This is a genomic window from Mariniradius saccharolyticus AK6, assembly GCF_000330725.2.
Lineage (GTDB): Bacteria > Bacteroidota > Bacteroidia > Cytophagales > Cyclobacteriaceae > Mariniradius > Mariniradius saccharolyticus.
In genome coordinates this window covers 234,731-250,561 of record NZ_AMZY02000009.1, presented here as the reverse complement: position 1 = coordinate 250,561, position 15,831 = coordinate 234,731, and the positions used below count along the sequence as shown (strand labels likewise).

Genomic DNA, 15,831 nt, shown 5'->3' with positions numbered 1-15,831 from the left:
CTATTCCTTAAGATTTTTTGAATTTCTAAGTGAAAGGCTATCCTAATACGCCCTGACGGCTTTGCCCTCCATATAGTTTGCAAATGCCCTGTTCACGACACGCATTCCGCCCGAGGTAGGAAAATCTCCCGTAAAATACCAGTCGCCCAAATGGTCTGGAATACACTTGTGAAGGTTTTCGACAGTTTGGAACACAACCTTCACTTCAGCCTTGATTTCATCTGAGGTAATGATTTCGGCGATTTTGTCGGAAATCTCTTGGTCGGTGAAAGGTTCGTAGATCGCTTTCACATAGTTTTCGGTCAAAATCTGCTGAGACGTACATTGGTCATAGGTCTTTTCCAAAAGGTAAGACATTCCCCGGTCCTTCAACAACTCTACCGTGGCGCGGAAGGCCACAAACTCCTTCATCCTCGACATGTCAATGCCGTAGCAATCCGGAAAGCGAATCTGAGGCGCAGATGACACGATGATGATACGTTTGGGGTTTAGTTTATCGAGTGTTGTCAAGATACTTTTCTCCAAAGTCGTTCCCCTCACGATGCTGTCGTCAATCACCACCAAAGTGTCGATTCCGGCGCGTACGACTTCATAAGTGGTATCGTATACATTGGCCACCATCGCATCACGGTCGGAGTCATTGGTGATGAATGTCCTGAGCTTCACGTCCTTGCTGACGAGTTTCTCAACTCTTGGCCTGAAACTCAGAAGCGCTTCCAAGTCTTCCAAATGAGGTTTCCCGTCCAACAACACCTCTTTCCGCTTCGCTGAAAGGTAATCTTCGAGCCCTTCAATCATTCCAAGAAAAGCTGTCTCGGCGGTGTTGGGTATATAGGAAAAAACGGTATTCTTCAAATCAAAATCGATAGCCTTCAGCACTTGTGGGATCAAGGCCTTTCCGAGTAATTTTCTCTCCCGATAGATATCAGGGTCGGTGCCTCGGGAAAAATAGATGCGTTCGAAGCTGCAGGATTTCTTTTCTCTCGCGGGGAGGATTTCATGCTCCGCAAATGATCCGTCCTTATTGATGACCAAGGCGTGGCCAGGCTGGATTTCCTTGATTTGCTTGTAGTCTATGTTGAACGCGGATTTGATCGCCGGCTTTTCCGACGCCACGACGACGATTTCCTCGTCGGCGTAATAATATGCAGGCCTGATGCCCGATGGATCCCGGACCACGAAACTGGAACCGTTCCCAATTATCCCTGCCATGGCATATCCCCCATCAAAATCCCGGCAAGAGCGGCGGAGAATCCGAGCGACATCCAATTCGTTTTCTATGACATGGGTAATCTGCTCGTTGGTGTAATGCAGTTTGTATTTGTCAAAAAGCCGCTGATTCTCCTCATCCAAGAAGTGGCCGATTTTTTCCATGACGGTCACGGTATCCGTTTTTTCCTTTGGGTGCTGACCGAGTTGGACGAGCTTGCTGAACAACTCCTCCACGTTGGTCATGTTGAAGTTGCCCGCCATGACCAAGTTCCGGCTTCGCCAGTTGTTTTGTTTCAAAAAGGGATGGCAAGTCTCGATGCTGTTTTCGCCGTGCGTGCCATACCGCAAATGACCCAACCAAACTTCTCCCGTAAACGCGATATTTTCCTTTAGCCAGTCGGCGTCCAAGATGGCATCTTCCCCTCCCTGCTTTTTGGCTTTTTTATATTTCTTCTGGATTTTATCAAAAATTTCATTGACCGCAGAGGGCTCAATAGAGCGATAACGGCTAATATATCTTGTCCCAGGCTTCGTATTGATTTTGATGTTTGCCACACCAGCCCCATCCTGACCACGATTGATCTGTTTCTGCATCAACACATAAAGCCTATTGGGAATATAGAGGGGTGAACCGTATTTGTCGATGAAGTATTGAGGGTTTTTCCTCATTCGGATCATCGCGATACCACATTCGTGTTTGATTTGGTCACTCATGGGGGTGGTGAAGTTATATTGGAGAGCACAAAGGTAGCGCTTTTTGAGAAGTTAATTGAAGTAAAAAAAGTTCTGTCTAAACAATATTTTGTGAAAGGGCGAAAATCATTTGGGAAATTTCTCGCAGAAAATCCAGCACCCTTCGACCCCATTATTCTACGATTGGGGTGTGGTAAAACTCCACATATGTGGAAGATTTCCACAAGCGAAAAAACCCAAAACCCCAATTCTGGCGTTTCTGGGCACTTTTTGATTTCGGCATGGTGCGTGCATTCCTATTTGGCATGAAAAAAACACTCACGGTTTTCCTCCTCGGACTTCATATCATGATTCTTTCGATCTTGGCTTACGGAAAGGTAAGTACCAAATATTGGGAGCATTGCCCTGAGGCGGAAAGCGAGTTTTATGCACTCGAATTAGAGCACAGACTGTATGTGCCCTGAGATAAACAAAAAACAATTTCTAACCTAAACCAACAAAAACCATGAAAAAGCACCTCTTTTTCGGAATTATCTTCGCAGCAGGATTAGCTGCAAGTCCAGTCTTCGCGCAGGAATCAGCACTGTCACAGGCAACTGAAATGGCACAAGACCAGGAGAAGACCAAGTTAGATCCAGAGCAACTTCCGGATCCAATCAAGGCAACCATCATGAACAATGAAAGCCTTAAAGGACTTCAAATCAAGGAAGCTTGGCAAATCGTAGATCCATCAGGCGAGGCCCACTTCAAGGTAGTTTTTGATGAAAACGGCAGCGACTTGACCAAAAAATTCAAGGCTGACGGCACCGAAATCAAGGAATAACCAATCCAATTTACCTAATTGAAAGGCATCAGATCATTTCTGGTGCCTTTTTTGTTTGATGGGAAGTCCAACTTACCTACCATGTCTAAAATACTTCTCGTCGAAGACGATCTCAGCTATTCCAGGATCATCAAGACTTTCCTTGAAAGGAACAATTTTGAGGTGCTTTCTGCCAATTCCGTCAGCAAGGGTTTACAGTTGATTGGCAAAGAACAACCGAATTTGGTGATTGTGGACTATAGACTGCCCGACGGTACCGGTTTGCAACTTTTGGAGACAAGTTTGAATGAGAACGATACGCTTCCTTTCATTCTGATCACAAGCTATATCGATATCAGGACAGCCGTAAAGGCCATGAAACTTGGGGCGTTTGAATACATCACCAAGCCGATCAATCCGGACGAATTATTGGCCACCGTGAGGGATGCGCTGCGGCAGGAAACACCAAATCCCCAATCCAAGAAAAATGAAGCACCTGATCCGAAAGATCACCTGGTGGGAAAAAGTCGGGCCTCGCAACAAATTGATGCGCATATTTCAATCGTAGCAGCTACCGACCTCAGCGTTTTGATTCTAGGTGAAACCGGTACTGGAAAGGAATATGCTGCGCGAAAAATTCATCTCCAATCTCCCCGCAGCAGCAAGCCATTCGTCGCGGTGGATTGTGGGGCACTCAGCAAGGAACTCGCTGCCTCTGAATTATTCGGTCATCTAAAGGGCTCATTTACGGGTGCTTTGGATGATAAGACTGGTCACTTTGAGTTCGCCAATGGCGGAACTATCTTTTTGGACGAGGTTGGAAACTTGTCCTACGAAGTGCAGGTCAAATTACTCAGGGCAATAGAGGAAAGAAAAATCCGAAAGATTGGTGCCAACACGGAGATACCACTTGACATCCGAATCATCGCCGCAACAAACGAAGACATCCGATCTGGTATTCAAAATGGCAGCTTCCGTGAAGACCTTTTTCACCGACTCAACGAATTTCAGATCATCTTGGAGCCGCTGCGCCGACGCAGAGAGGATATCATGCAGTTTGCTGAATTCTTTGTGAACCAAAGCAATGTGCGCTTGGGAAAAAGTGTCACGGATTTTGCCCCTGCCGTAAAGGAAATATTTGAGTCTTATTCTTGGCCAGGCAATTTGAGGGAATTGAAAAATATCGTCAGGCGGGGAGTTCTCCTCGCTCCGGGTTCGATGTTCGAAAAGGACTTGCTGCCCTTGGAGTTAATAGCGTATGCCAATTGTTCTAAAATTGAAATCGAAGGACCTGAAGCGCTAAAAATCGAGAGCCAAGAATCCGACCTGATCCGCAAAGCACTGCAAGAATCAAACAACAACAAGTCACTTGCGGCGAAGTTATTAGGCATAGATCGGAAAACATTGTATAACAAGTTGGCAAAACTCCGGATTTCTCAGCAAGGATAAATTCGTTGCTATTTCCCAATCGCCTCAGGATACTTGGCATGCAGTTGGGCGAGCAAATGCTCCAAATCAGGGAAGATTTTTTTCAACTTCCGACCCAGGCCTTCAATGCGATTTTCGCTGATCGCCAACTCGATTTCGCGAACCTCTCCCGAAAATGGCGCTTTGATCTGGGCCAGTCTGCTTGCCAATTGATGGCAGATTTCCCGAATTTTGGAATAATCGGACGTTGCCAATGCTTCCCGGAGCGTATCCAAGTCCGTGGTAGTGTTTTGGATCAAATCATGGATGACTTCCTGCATGAGCTGCTCGTCTCCCAAGCAGAACTTCCTTATATCTTTCAGGTCAAAAAACTTGGTTTTGTCGGCCGCACTTTCTCCAATAGACCTGTCAGAAATCGTTATTTTTTTATTGATTATCAGTTGCTTATCAATTTCCCTGAACAAGGACTTTTCATCAAAGGGCTTCAAAACTACCCCGTCAAAACCCTGCTCCCCAAGTGAATTTTTCTCATTAGCAAATACATTGGCTGTCATGGCGAGTACTGGGAGTTTCTTGTACTTCTTATTCGATTTCAATGCTTTAAGCACATCCAATCCGCTGACTTCGGGCATTTGTATATCCAAAATCGCGAGATCCAAGGGCACTTGCTTGAAGTTTTCCCGCCAGGATAAGCCTCCAGCAAAGTCGATAACCGTTGCCCCTGCAGATTCCAGCAGCAGTCTCATCAACTTAAGTCCAACCGTATCATCATCCACCACGAGCACATTCAAACCCGACAGATCATAATTCACTTCCTGTGACAACTCCTTCTCAACGGGATCTACGACTTCAAAAGGAAGCTGCACCGTCACCTTTGTCCCCACCCCGATTTCACTCCAAACGTCGACAGTTCCGCCCAAGCGATCGATCAATTTTCGGATAATCGCCAAACCAAGGCCGGTACCACCAAATTTCCTTGTGATGGAAGCATCGCCCTGATTGAATTCTTTGAAGAGATTTTTCTTGACCTCCGGGCCCATGCCCATGCCGGTATCCGCTACTTCCAGCACCAATTTCTCCTCCTCAAATCCAATTCTGACGTTGATGCTGCCTTCCGATGTGAACTTGAAGGCATTGCTCAAAAGGTTGTTCAATATCTGATTGAGGCGCAATTGGTCGCCGAGCAGCCATTTGTTTTTTGGCAAATCGATATTCCAATTGAAGCCCAGTCTTTTTTCCTCAGCCTTAAAGTCATAGAAACTCTTCAGCGACAGAAAAAGCTTGAAAGGCTCGAAAGGTGCCCGCTCCACGTTGATGTGGCCAGCCTCAAGTTTCGAAAAGTCGAGTATGTCATTGACAATAGAAATTAGTGTCCGTGAGGCAAAGCCGATCATTTCCACAAATTCCTTTTGTTGAGCATTGAGCCCCGATTGGTCGAGCGCGCGCTGATAGCCTTGAATTGCGTGCAAAGGATTGCGGATTTCGTGACTCATGTTTGCCAAAAAGTCCTGCTTTGCCTTGGCCAGCTGATCGGACTTCTTCTTGGCTTCTTCGAGTTTTTCGCGATAAGTATTTGCTTGGTTGACCTCTTTCAGGATGCTGAAAATGAAGCCCAAGGAACCGACCACCCCAAGAAAAACCAAAAATCCCAACACAATCGACACCGTGTAGGTCAGCCTATAGGCCGATTGGTTTTGATCGTTGTATTCAGTCAAAAGATCTTGTTGAAGAGTCGAAATCGCACCCTGTATCTGGGCATAGATTTCCTTGTTTTTCTCGATCAACCTTGATTCCAGGGCGATGAAATTGCTCTGCTGTCTTTTTTCATCTTGATAGATTTCCTCGACCACTGTCTTGATTGCTTGAATCGCTGAATCTGACCTGGCCTTCGGCCTGGCTGAAGCCTTGCTTTCTGCCTGTATCTCACGCACGATCTCCATCAACTCCTCCTGCACATCCAACTCGTTTCTTGCGCTGAAGTCGCTCAACGGGTCTTCATTTCCAAAGGATTTGCTTCCGGAATTTTCACTTTTTTGCTTCGTTTTGACTCGGGACAAGAACTCCAACTCGTTCAATTCCTGCTGTCGCTTGGTCCTCAATTCAATATTCTTGAGTGCCTCCTCCGAAAAATTCCTGTTGGTGAGGATGTACCGCACTTCCTCCAAGCCAGCATAAACGACCATGATCTCGGCGATATTAAGCCCGACCTGTTCGAATGTCTGGTACTCGGCAGAATCCGCAGCATTGTCCTTGAGCCATTCCAGTCGAGACTTGGCACTGCTCAGCGTCGCTTCCAAGGTGGAGTCACGATCGGAAGTCCTCTCGGTCTTGGTCACATCCAAGAGGTAAATGTCCGCCAGGAGCCCGTTCAACTGCGAGAGCCGTTGATTTGGCTCGGTGAGGTTTTCGACGGTCATAAGAAGCTTGCGGATACTCACAAATGTGATGATGCTGACGCCAAGCACCAGCAAACCAGCCAAGATGAACCCAAGGACTACTTTGTTGCCGAGTTGATATTTTCTCTTTTTTAACACTTGGAAGGGCTGAAAAGGAAAGCGAATATAAAGGCCAAGTTAAGAAAAATCGCTGGAAGCAGTTCCTAAACTGTCCTCACATCCAAAAAAGGAATCCATTCTTCCGCATGCCTTTCGGCGTAATCAGCCAAGAAAAAAGAGAGTGTCGGCTTAAATGGTTCAGTCCTCAGAGCCAGCCCAGCCTGGTCGGGTGTCTTATCTCCCTTGTACACATTGCACCTGTGGCAGGCAGTGATGAGGTTGTACCAATTGGTCTTGCCACCTTTGGAACGGGGAATGATATGGTCGATTGTCAGGTGTTTCCGGGAACCGCAATATTGGCATTCGTGCCCATCACGTCTGAAAAGGTTGGCCCGATTTAGCAAAACGCCCTTGTAGGGGATATTTCGGTACTCGTTGAGACGGATCACCGCGGGGTAGCGGTACTCTTTGGTCACGGTTCGGATGATGAGGGATTCATAAAAAGACAGGCAACTTACTTTGTCCAAAAATGTCAGGACCAACGCCTTTTGAACGGGCACGACCGCAACCGGACTATGATCCAAATTCAAAACCAAAACACGTTTTTCCATAGCTCCTAATATAAATTCATTAGGGCAAAAAACCCGTTGTTTGGCGGGATTGTTTTTTTCAGAATCTCATTCGATCAAGTTCACGCTTGACATCTTTTTCCTTGATATCCTGGCGTTTGTCGTGAATCTTCTTGCCACGGGCAAGTGCGATTTCCATCTTGGCGAGGCCACGGTCGTTGATAAATACCCGTACGGGAATGATGGAAAGCCCCTTCTCGGCAAATTTAGCTTCCATCTTCTCCAATTCCCTTTTGTTGAGGAGCAATTTCCGCTCACGTACCGGGTCGTGGTTGTAACTCGCAGCCATGGTGTAGGGTGCAATATGCATTTGCTTAACATAAAGCTCGCCCCGGCGAAAGTAACAATACGCCTCCGTCAAGGAAACTTTTCCTTCTCGTACGGATTTGATCTCCGTACCGCTGAGCATCAATCCGGCCACAAAAGTATCGATGAACTCAAATTCGAATGAGGCCTTCTTGTTTTTTATATTGATGATCTTGTCGAATTTGTTTTTTGTGTCCTTGCTCATGAAGTGAATCCTTATTTTTTTAATGGGACAAAAGCCTTCGGTATTCGATGTTCGAATTTCTTACTTTTTTAATCAAAATTTGGAATATCGAATGACGAATACCAAACAACTCTTACCCGGCCACTCAGAAACTCATTCTCGCCTCAGGCACGACGTCGATGGAGGAAAACTCTCCTGCCAAATATTTGAAATGCGCAGCCATGGCAATCATCGCGGCGTTGTCGGTACAGTATTCGAACTTGGGAATATAGGTGTTCCAACCCAATTTCTTGGCTTCTTCCTGAAGCGTTTGCCTCAGTCCCGAGTTGGCTGAAACCCCTCCCGCGATTGCAATTTCTTTTATCCTGTACTCTCTCGCTGCCTTTTTGAGCTTTTGCATCAGCGTTTTGATCAGTGTGTATTGGATAGAGGCACAGATATCATGAAGGTTTTCCTCGATGAACTTGGGGTTTTCCTTTAGGTTGTCACGTAGGAAATACATCACGGCAGTCTTGATACCGGAGAATGAGAAACTCAGCGCCGGCATGTCCGAGATGGGAAACTGAAACGCCTTGGGATTCCCGAGTTGGGCATACTTGTCGATCAAAGGACCTCCAGGATAAGGCAATCCCATCAGCTTCGCCGTCTTGTCAAAAGCCTCTCCTACCGCATCATCGGTCGTTTCGCCTATGATTTCCATATCCAAATAACCCCTAACGAGTACAAGTTGCGTATGACCACCACTGACTGTGAGGCAGATAAACGGAAAGTTCGGCTTTGGGTCCTCGATAAAATGCGCAAGGATATGTGCCTGCATGTGGTTGACTTCGATGAGCGGAATCCCCAGGCTAAACGCCATCGCCTTTGCAAATGACACTCCGACCAATAAGGATCCCATTAAACCTGGGCCTTTGGTAAATGCAATGGCCGACAAATCCGACTTATGCAGGCCGGAAGATCGCATGGCCTCATGCACGACCGGAATCAGGTGTTGCTGATGTGCACGCGAAGCAAGCTCCGGAACGACTCCCCCATATTTTTCGTGTACGGATTGCGTGGCGATGATATTATTAAGTATTTTGCCATCAGAAATTACTGCCGCCGACGTTTCATCACAGGAAGACTCAATAGCCAGAATATTCAATTTCATTCGCGTGTAGTCCTTGGAAAAGAGCCCCAAAGTTACGGAATTTTTGATCAAAGCCTTTCGGCTATTATCAAGGCTCGTCCTTTTTGTCCTGATACTCTTCCTACTCGTCGCGCTTTCGATCCAAATCCCATTTGTGCAAACTCGGATAACAAAGGCGCTCACCGAATTCATCACAAAGAACACCCAATTCCAGACGAGCATTTCCAAAGTCCGAATCAGGTGGTGGGATGCCGTCAGCCTCAATGACGTGGTAGTCAGGGATCACCATGACAGCTTGATGGTTGACTTAAGGGAAGTTTACATCGACTTTTCGATTCGTAGTCTATTAAATACCCAAAACCCATCCATAGATCAGATCAAACTTGAAGAAGGAAACGTCCGGCTACTTTTCCATGCAGACGAGTCGTTTATAAACCTCGCAGAATTTATAGCTAGAATCAATGACCTCTTTCCACGTGCACCCAGGGATCCAAACAAAAAACCTTCGAAGTTCAGCATCGAAAACATCCACCTCGACAAAACCTCCCTTGATATCATCAACTATGGGGCGATCCCGATCACCGAGGGTTTCGATTTCAACAACCTCAAATTCAGGGACCTGATCGCCGATGCAGACGGGTTTTACGTACAAGGCCCCGAAATCGGCGTAAAGGTGAATTATATGCGAGGCGAAGAGTTGACTTCGGGACTTGTCTTCCAACAGCTCAAGACCGTTTTCACCTATACCCCGACTTTCATGGAGTTTGATGATCTGTTTTTGAGATCCAATCAAACCGAGGTAAAAAACTACCTCAAATTCAGCTATGATTCCGTGGCCTCGCTTTCCTATTTCAATTCGCGGGTGACGATTTTGGCACGATTGGAGGAAACGGCCCTAAACATCCAGGATTTGCGATATTTTGCGGAAAACCTCCCAAACTACGAGGATCGCATTTACCTAAGTGGGGAAATCGAAGGAACCGTCGACAATCTCTCCTCGGAAGAATTGTTGATCAGGTTTGGGACTCAAAGTGCGCTTTTTGGGAAGTTCAAAATCGATGGCCTGCCGGATTTGGACAACTCGTTTTTTGAGCTTTCGCTGCAAAATTCCGTCCTCACGAGCAATGACCTTGCACCCTACATCAGCGAACCGGCGAGAAAGGAACTCAATAAGTTTCGGACGATCCGGTTTGACTCGGATTTTTCCGGTTACCTCCACTACTTCACAGCCAATGGAAGATTTCGGACAGGAATCGGAAATGCCATTGGTAGGCTGAATTATCAAACGGTCAACAACGAACCCACGTATAGCGGCCGCCTCGAACTCCAAAATCTCGATGTAGGCGTGCTCGTCGAAGACCCTGAAAAATTCCAAAAAGTCACGATGACCGGCAATATCCAGGGCAAAGGCCTGACAGCGGAAACCGCCCTCCTGCAGGTGGATGCAGAGATCAAAAGTGCGGGAATAAATGGCTATGATTTCAAAAACATTACGACCGATGCGACTTATGGAAAAGACCTTTTCTCCGGGAAACTAAAAGTCAACGACCAAAATCTCAAGGGAGAAATGTCCGGAGTTTTGGATTTAAGGGATGGGAAAGATTCTGTGAGATTGCAGGTTCAGGTTGATACAGCTTTTCTGCACGAGATAAAGCTGGTGGAGAAAGAAACCTTCGTAAGTGGCAAAGTCGACCTCGACACCCGGGGAATCACTTTGGACGATGTGGAAGGCATTGCGAGATTCAGCGAAATAAACTTCAGCTATGAGGGGCGAAATCTCTATTTGGACAATTTCTTTTTCCAATCCTTGTTTACGGATGACCTCCGCGCCATCAGGCTCAATTCAGATTTGCTGGTGGCGGGAATTTCCGGAAACTTCAAAGTCAACCAACTGATTGATGACCTGGCCGAATTATCGGACGATTATATCAACATTCTCACCAACAACAGTCTTACCCCAAGAACCAAATCAAAAAAACAGATCGATCCCTATCAGATTGACATCAATCTGAATTTCATCGACATCAATCCCATCATCAATCTGCTCGAACCGCGCGCCACAATTTCCAAAAACACGATCATCGAAGGGGCTTTTTACCAAACACCTGAAAATACGGTTTTCAACTTTTTCTCCAGCATCGATACGGTGTATTTTAATGGAAACCTGCTGTACAATACAAATCTCGATTTCAATACTTCCAAGCTCAACGAGGCCGATGACGTTTTGGCTTCCTTGTATTTGTTTTCGAAAAAACAGGAATTGTCGTCCGGATTGACATTCAACAACCTGGCGTTAGAGGCTATTTGGGATGGCTCGTCGATAGACTTGTCCTATGAGCAGGACCAATTGGGAACAGGGAGCTATGTCCGTGTGAAGAATGATATCACGCTTTTCAAAGACCACACCTCGATCGTTTTTCAGCCCTCTGAACTGAAAATACTGGACAAAATCTGGCGATTTGATTCAGACAACGAGATCATTGTTGCTGACAAAACCGTCCTTTTTGACAACCTGAAGCTTTTCAACGCCGATCAATACCTTTCCCTGAACGGTACGATTTCTCCGAATCCAAAAGATGTTTTGGAACTGGTAATCCATGACGTCAATGTTGATTTTATCAATACCCTGAGTACACGCGAATACCGGGGCAATGCAAACGGAAATTTTGGTTTGAGTAATTTATATGACGTCCCGGAGCTTCTCGGCCAGCTGTTTATCGAGGATTTACATGTCAACGGTTTCTTGGTCGGCGAAATCGACGCCGCGACCTACATCGAAAACAAACGCGTCAACATTGAACTGAGCAATACCAGAAACGGCAAAAAGGTCATAGCCGTAGACGGTTATTTGGGCAGTCTGGATGATGGACTGGAACTTAACGCCAAACTCAATGAAGCAGACTTGTCCATTTTGGAACCCTTCATTTCCAATTACCTGACGCGAATCGGTGGTACGGTGACGGGCGATTTGGTCATCAACGGAACTTTGAATTTCCCCGTAGTGATGGGCACTGGCAGATTGGAAGGCGGAAAGTTCCTGATCAACTATCTCAACACGTTCTACGTCGTGGACGGAAATATCCTTTTCAATACAAACGAAATCAGTTTTCGTGAGCTTGTGCTTCGGGATGTGCGGGGAAATCGGGCTCGCCTTCGGGGAGGTATTTCCCATGATTATTTTTCTGACTTTATCCTTGATATAAGTTCCAACCTTGAAAATTTCCAGGTGCTCAACACAGGCTCAAAGGACAACGACACATTCTATGGAACAGCCTACGCCACGGGAACCTTGAATGTATTCGGCGCAGCCAACAACTTGGACATCACCGCACGGGCCACGTCCATGCCGGATACCAGGATTTACATTCCCTTTGGGTCCACGACTACAGTCGCCCAAGAGGAATATATCAAAATCATCAACGTCCGAGACACCAGCAGACTTGTCCAATTTGAAGAGCAGGTCGAACAACTTGCAATCAACAATCTCCGGATGAATTTCACATTTGACGTGACGCCGGACGCCTATGTCGAAATCCAAATCGATCCTCGGACGGGAGAAAGTATCCAAGGAAAAGGCAGTGGCGTGCTTGGCATGAACATCGATACGCAGGGAAATTTCACCATGTCCGGCAACTATGAAATCTCCGAGGCTCGGTATAACTTCTCGCTTTATAACCTGATCAGAAAGGAATTTATCGTGGAGCCTGGCGGACGGATCAGTTGGTTTGGCGACCCCTATCAAGGCATCATGGACATCAAGGCCTTTTATCAGGAAAATGTCAATCTGCAAGCGCTCCAATCCAACCAAAACGCTACCATCGAAGATCCGATGATGCGCCGCAGGTTTCCGCTCAAAGTGCTCATGAACCTAAAGGGAAATCTCCTTTCTCCGGAAATCACCTTCAACTTTGACTTCAACGAGTTTCCAAAGGAGGGCAACTTGCAGACCTACATTTCGGCATTCCAAAACCGAATCGCCAATGACGAGCAGGAGAAAAATAGACAGGTTTTCTCGGTCATCATGATGCGTGCGCTGTCACCAGAAGGGCAGTTCAGCGGCGTGGGCAATATTGCTACGTCCAACCTCAGCCAACTGCTTTCCTCCCAACTCAACAGCTTCATCGCCCAGGTGGACCAAAACTTGGAGGTCGATTTGGACTTGGCAAATCTCGACCAAAATGCCTTGGAAACCTTCCAACTCCGTGTGGCATATACTTTCCTTGACGGCAGGCTGCGGGTGAGTCGGGACGGTGGCTTCACTGATATGCGTGGCAACGCCGACTTTAACAGTATCGCCGGTGACTGGCAGGCCGAATACATGATTACCGAAGACGGACGCTACCGCATGCGGATTTACAACAGAAACAACTTCAACACCTTCACCTCCCTTTCCCTGACACGGAATGTGGCTACCTATGGGGTTTCAGTTTCCCAAAACATCCAGTTCAATTCCTTCGGGGAGCTATGGAACCAAATCCGGAGAAAAGAAAATGAAAAGCTCCGAATCAACGACACGGATGATTTTCTCAGGTATCAGATGGAGGAAGACCAAAATTGGAACAATATCCCCTTGGAAAATCTCGACAAAAGAGTCAATCCACTCGACCTGCAGACGGACCAACCGCTCGGACTTCCCAGAAAAGAAGAAAAAGAGAAAAACAATTCAAGCAAGAATTGACTTGATTAGCTGAAAATAAACCCTTGATGGAAAAAGTCAGCTTATTTTGGTTTCGAAGAGACCTTCGGCTAGAGGACAATACCGGACTCTTTTACGCCTACCAACAGGAAAAAAATGTCTTGCCCCTATTTGTTTTTGACAGGAACATCCTCGATAAACTTGAGGACAAAGACGATGCGCGAGTCACTTTCATTCACGACCAAATTCAACGGTTATCATCAGAGCTCCAGCATTTTGGCAGTAGTATTTTGGTGAAATATGGAAGCCCCTTGGATGTCTACCGGGAATTGTTGGAGACCTATGACATCCAAGTCGTCTACACCAATAGGGACTATGAACCCTACGCCAAAGAGCGTGACGCAGCGGCGGCGGCACTCCTGAAGAGAAAAGGAATCCAATTCTTGGACTTCAAGGATCAGGTCATATTCGAAAAAGACGAGATACTCAACGGGAGTGGTGACTTTTATAAAGTTTTTACACCCTACAGCAGGGCTTGGATGGATCGTTTTCAGAAATCCAACATCCAAACTTTGGCGCTTGACGCCAGAAAAAACAACTTCTACCAGACCTCTCCCCTTCCGATTCCGAGTTTGGAAGAGATGGGATTTGAGCGGAGCAAAATCACGATTCCCCCTTTGAAAGTGGATGAAAGCCTGATAGCCAAGTATGACAAAACCCGGGATTTCCCTGCAGTGGCAGGCACTTCGCGACTTGGGGTCCACTTGCGTTTTGGCACGATTTCAGTCAGGCAGCTCGCACTCAAAGCTGTGAAACTCAATCAGACTTACCTCAACGAGTTGATTTGGCGGGAATTTTATATGATGATTCTTTTCCACAACCCACAAGTCGTAGACCATGCGTTCAAGCCAGCCTACGACCAAATTACTTGGAGGAGATCAGAGGAAGATTTCAAAAAATGGTGTGATGGCAGAACCGGATTCCCGATCGTGGATGCCGGTATGCGAGAACTCAACGCAACTGGCTACATGCACAACCGTGTCCGTATGATCGTGGCGAGTTTTTTGACAAAACACCTCTTGATCGATTGGAGATGGGGTGAGGCGTATTTTGCAAAGAAACTCCTCGACTTTGAGCTTTCCTCCAACAATGGCGGATGGCAATGGGCGGCGGGCACTGGTACAGACGCCCAGCCGTACTTTCGGGTTTTCAATCCCGAATCCCAAACGGAGAAATTTGACAAAGAATTGAAATATATCCGCAAATGGATACCAGAATTTGGCACGTCGGACTATCCAAAACCGATGGTAGATCATAAATTTGCCAGACAAAGAGCCATCGACACATATCAGGCGGCGCTGCAGGCAACATGAATATAGGCGACAAAGTAAGAATCCTTCATGGCAACGAATCAGGAGTAATCACCAAGATTTCGTCCGGGGGAATGGTGGAAATAGAAATCGAAGACGGATTCCGTATTCCCGTCCACCGGCGTGAGGTCGTCGTAGTTTCTGCTGTAGAAAAGCAATATTTCGGCGGCGCGCAAGCTCCCAGCCAAACCCCATCCGTTCTGGACGGCGGCACAGTCAGCGGAGAAGGCGTTTTTTTGGGCTACATCCCGCTTAACGACAAGGACCACAGCATTTACATCTGCAACGACAGCGTACGGACCTATTTCGTACTGGTTGCAGAGATTTTCGGCGAAAACTGCAAGACGCTTTTGGCTGACAAAATTGGCCCGAACGGCTCCATGAAGGTTGGCGAGAAATCAATTGCGGACTTCGAAGAATGGCCGATGCTTTTGGTGCAGCTTTTTCCGATCCATGAAAAAATCGAAAAACAGCTTCCCTCGATCGAACGGCGGATCAAGTTCAAGGCTAGCTCTTTCTTCAGGAGCAAAGGCAAAATCCCCGTCCTTGGAAAGAATGGCTATGTTTTTAAGCTTTCGGAAAACACCAAGGAAATCAATGTACAGGAGCTCAATGCCGAATTGAACGAGGGAAAAATGGTCGAGCAGCCCACCTTCAAGAAACCGCCTCGCGAAATCGACCTGCACATCGAGAAGCTCGTCGAAGACCATTCCAAAATGAGCAATTCAGAAATGCTCAGGCTGCAACTCAAGACATTCGAAACCAACCTGAACCAAGCCATTGCCTCCGGCATGGATGAGATCACTTTTGTGCATGGCATAGGCAACGGCGTACTGAGAAAAGAAATCCACAAGATTCTCAGCCAAATGGGAAATATTAAGTATTTTCAAGACAGCCAGAAAGACCGCTTCGGTTATGGCGCCACTTTGGTAAGAATTTCTTGAGCC

The 15,831-nt window shown here is 46.7% G+C and carries 11 protein-coding genes; 6 read left to right on the top strand and 5 right to left on the bottom strand.

Annotated elements, in window-relative coordinates; genetic code table 11:
- Positions 1-42 precede the first annotated feature (42 nt).
- Entirely contained in the window at positions 43-1,926 is a 1,884-nt protein-coding gene (locus tag C943_RS08895; RefSeq protein ID WP_008626760.1) for an amidophosphoribosyltransferase, read from the bottom strand.
- A 284-nt stretch (positions 1,927-2,210) separates the two neighbouring features.
- Between C943_RS08895 and C943_RS08890 the strand changes: the two genes are divergently transcribed.
- From C943_RS08890 to C943_RS08880, 3 genes are all read left to right on the top strand, one after another.
- The gene (locus C943_RS08890) at positions 2,211-2,369 is read left to right on the top strand and encodes a hypothetical protein (RefSeq protein ID WP_157198491.1); all 159 of its coding nucleotides are present in this window, start codon (positions 2,211-2,213) and stop codon (positions 2,367-2,369) included.
- Positions 2,370-2,410: 41 nt separating this feature from the next.
- Positions 2,411-2,728 (top strand): hypothetical protein, encoded by a 318-nt coding sequence (locus C943_RS08885; RefSeq protein ID WP_008626758.1) that lies wholly within the window; start codon positions 2,411-2,413, stop codon positions 2,726-2,728.
- An 81-nt stretch (positions 2,729-2,809) separates the two neighbouring features.
- Entirely contained in the window at positions 2,810-4,156 is a 1,347-nt protein-coding gene (locus C943_RS08880) for a sigma-54-dependent transcriptional regulator (protein ID WP_040479771.1), read from the top strand.
- Positions 4,157-4,164: 8 nt separating this feature from the next.
- On the opposite strand, the gene C943_RS08875 is transcribed toward C943_RS08880, so the two are convergent.
- The 4 genes from C943_RS08875 to tsaD all read right to left on the bottom strand — a co-directional run bounded on the left by C943_RS08875 (position 4,165) and on the right by tsaD (position 8,899).
- Positions 4,165-6,669, bottom strand: a complete 2,505-nt coding sequence (locus C943_RS08875; protein ID WP_040479769.1) for an ATP-binding response regulator — start codon at positions 6,667-6,669, stop codon at positions 4,165-4,167.
- A 65-nt stretch (positions 6,670-6,734) separates the two neighbouring features.
- Positions 6,735-7,241: an HNH endonuclease gene (locus C943_RS08870; protein WP_008626755.1), complete on the bottom strand. Its 507-nt coding sequence runs from the start codon at positions 7,239-7,241 to the stop codon at positions 6,735-6,737.
- 58 nt (positions 7,242-7,299) lie between these two features.
- Entirely contained in the window at positions 7,300-7,770 is a 471-nt protein-coding gene (gene smpB / locus C943_RS08865) for an SsrA-binding protein (protein ID WP_008626745.1), read from the bottom strand.
- Between the two features lie 124 nt (positions 7,771-7,894).
- Positions 7,895-8,899: a tRNA (adenosine(37)-N6)-threonylcarbamoyltransferase complex transferase subunit TsaD gene (gene tsaD / locus C943_RS08860; protein WP_040479766.1), complete on the bottom strand. Its 1,005-nt coding sequence runs from the start codon at positions 8,897-8,899 to the stop codon at positions 7,895-7,897.
- A gap of 13 nt (positions 8,900-8,912) precedes the next feature.
- On the opposite strand from tsaD, the gene C943_RS08855 reads away from it, so the two are divergent.
- The 3 genes from C943_RS08855 to C943_RS08845 are packed head-to-tail and all read left to right on the top strand — an operon-like array spanning position 8,913 to position 15,828.
- On the top strand, positions 8,913-13,556 hold the full coding sequence (locus tag C943_RS08855; RefSeq protein ID WP_051069553.1) for a translocation/assembly module TamB domain-containing protein: 4,644 nt from the start codon (positions 8,913-8,915) through the stop codon (positions 13,554-13,556).
- Between the two features lie 26 nt (positions 13,557-13,582).
- Positions 13,583-14,887, top strand: coding sequence for a cryptochrome/photolyase family protein (locus tag C943_RS08850; protein ID WP_008626738.1), 1,305 nt, complete (start codon positions 13,583-13,585; stop codon positions 14,885-14,887).
- Positions 14,884-15,828, top strand: a complete 945-nt coding sequence (locus C943_RS08845) for a Smr/MutS family protein (protein WP_008626736.1) — start codon at positions 14,884-14,886, stop codon at positions 15,826-15,828. The genes C943_RS08850 and C943_RS08845 overlap by 4 nt, the downstream gene beginning before the upstream one ends.
- Positions 15,829-15,831 lie beyond the last annotated feature (3 nt).

Bases quoted from the DNA above. Each gene is read 5' to 3' on its own strand.
- C943_RS08880 (WP_040479771.1), top strand. From the start codon at position 2,810: ATGTCTAAAATACTTCTCGTCGAAGACGATCTCAGCTATTCCAGGATC.
- tsaD (WP_040479766.1), bottom strand. From the start codon at position 8,899: ATGAAATTGAATATTCTGGCTATTGAGTCTTCCTGTGATGAAACGTCG.
- C943_RS08885 (WP_008626758.1), top strand. From the start codon at position 2,411: ATGAAAAAGCACCTCTTTTTCGGAATTATCTTCGCAGCAGGATTAGCT.
- C943_RS08850 (WP_008626738.1), top strand. From the start codon at position 13,583: ATGGAAAAAGTCAGCTTATTTTGGTTTCGAAGAGACCTTCGGCTAGAG.
- C943_RS08845 (WP_008626736.1), top strand. From the start codon at position 14,884: ATGAATATAGGCGACAAAGTAAGAATCCTTCATGGCAACGAATCAGGA.
- C943_RS08895 (WP_008626760.1), bottom strand. From the start codon at position 1,926: ATGAGTGACCAAATCAAACACGAATGTGGTATCGCGATGATCCGAATG.
- C943_RS08890 (WP_157198491.1), top strand. From the start codon at position 2,211: ATGAAAAAAACACTCACGGTTTTCCTCCTCGGACTTCATATCATGATT.
- smpB (WP_008626745.1), bottom strand. From the start codon at position 7,770: ATGAGCAAGGACACAAAAAACAAATTCGACAAGATCATCAATATAAAA.
- C943_RS08870 (WP_008626755.1), bottom strand. From the start codon at position 7,241: ATGGAAAAACGTGTTTTGGTTTTGAATTTGGATCATAGTCCGGTTGCG.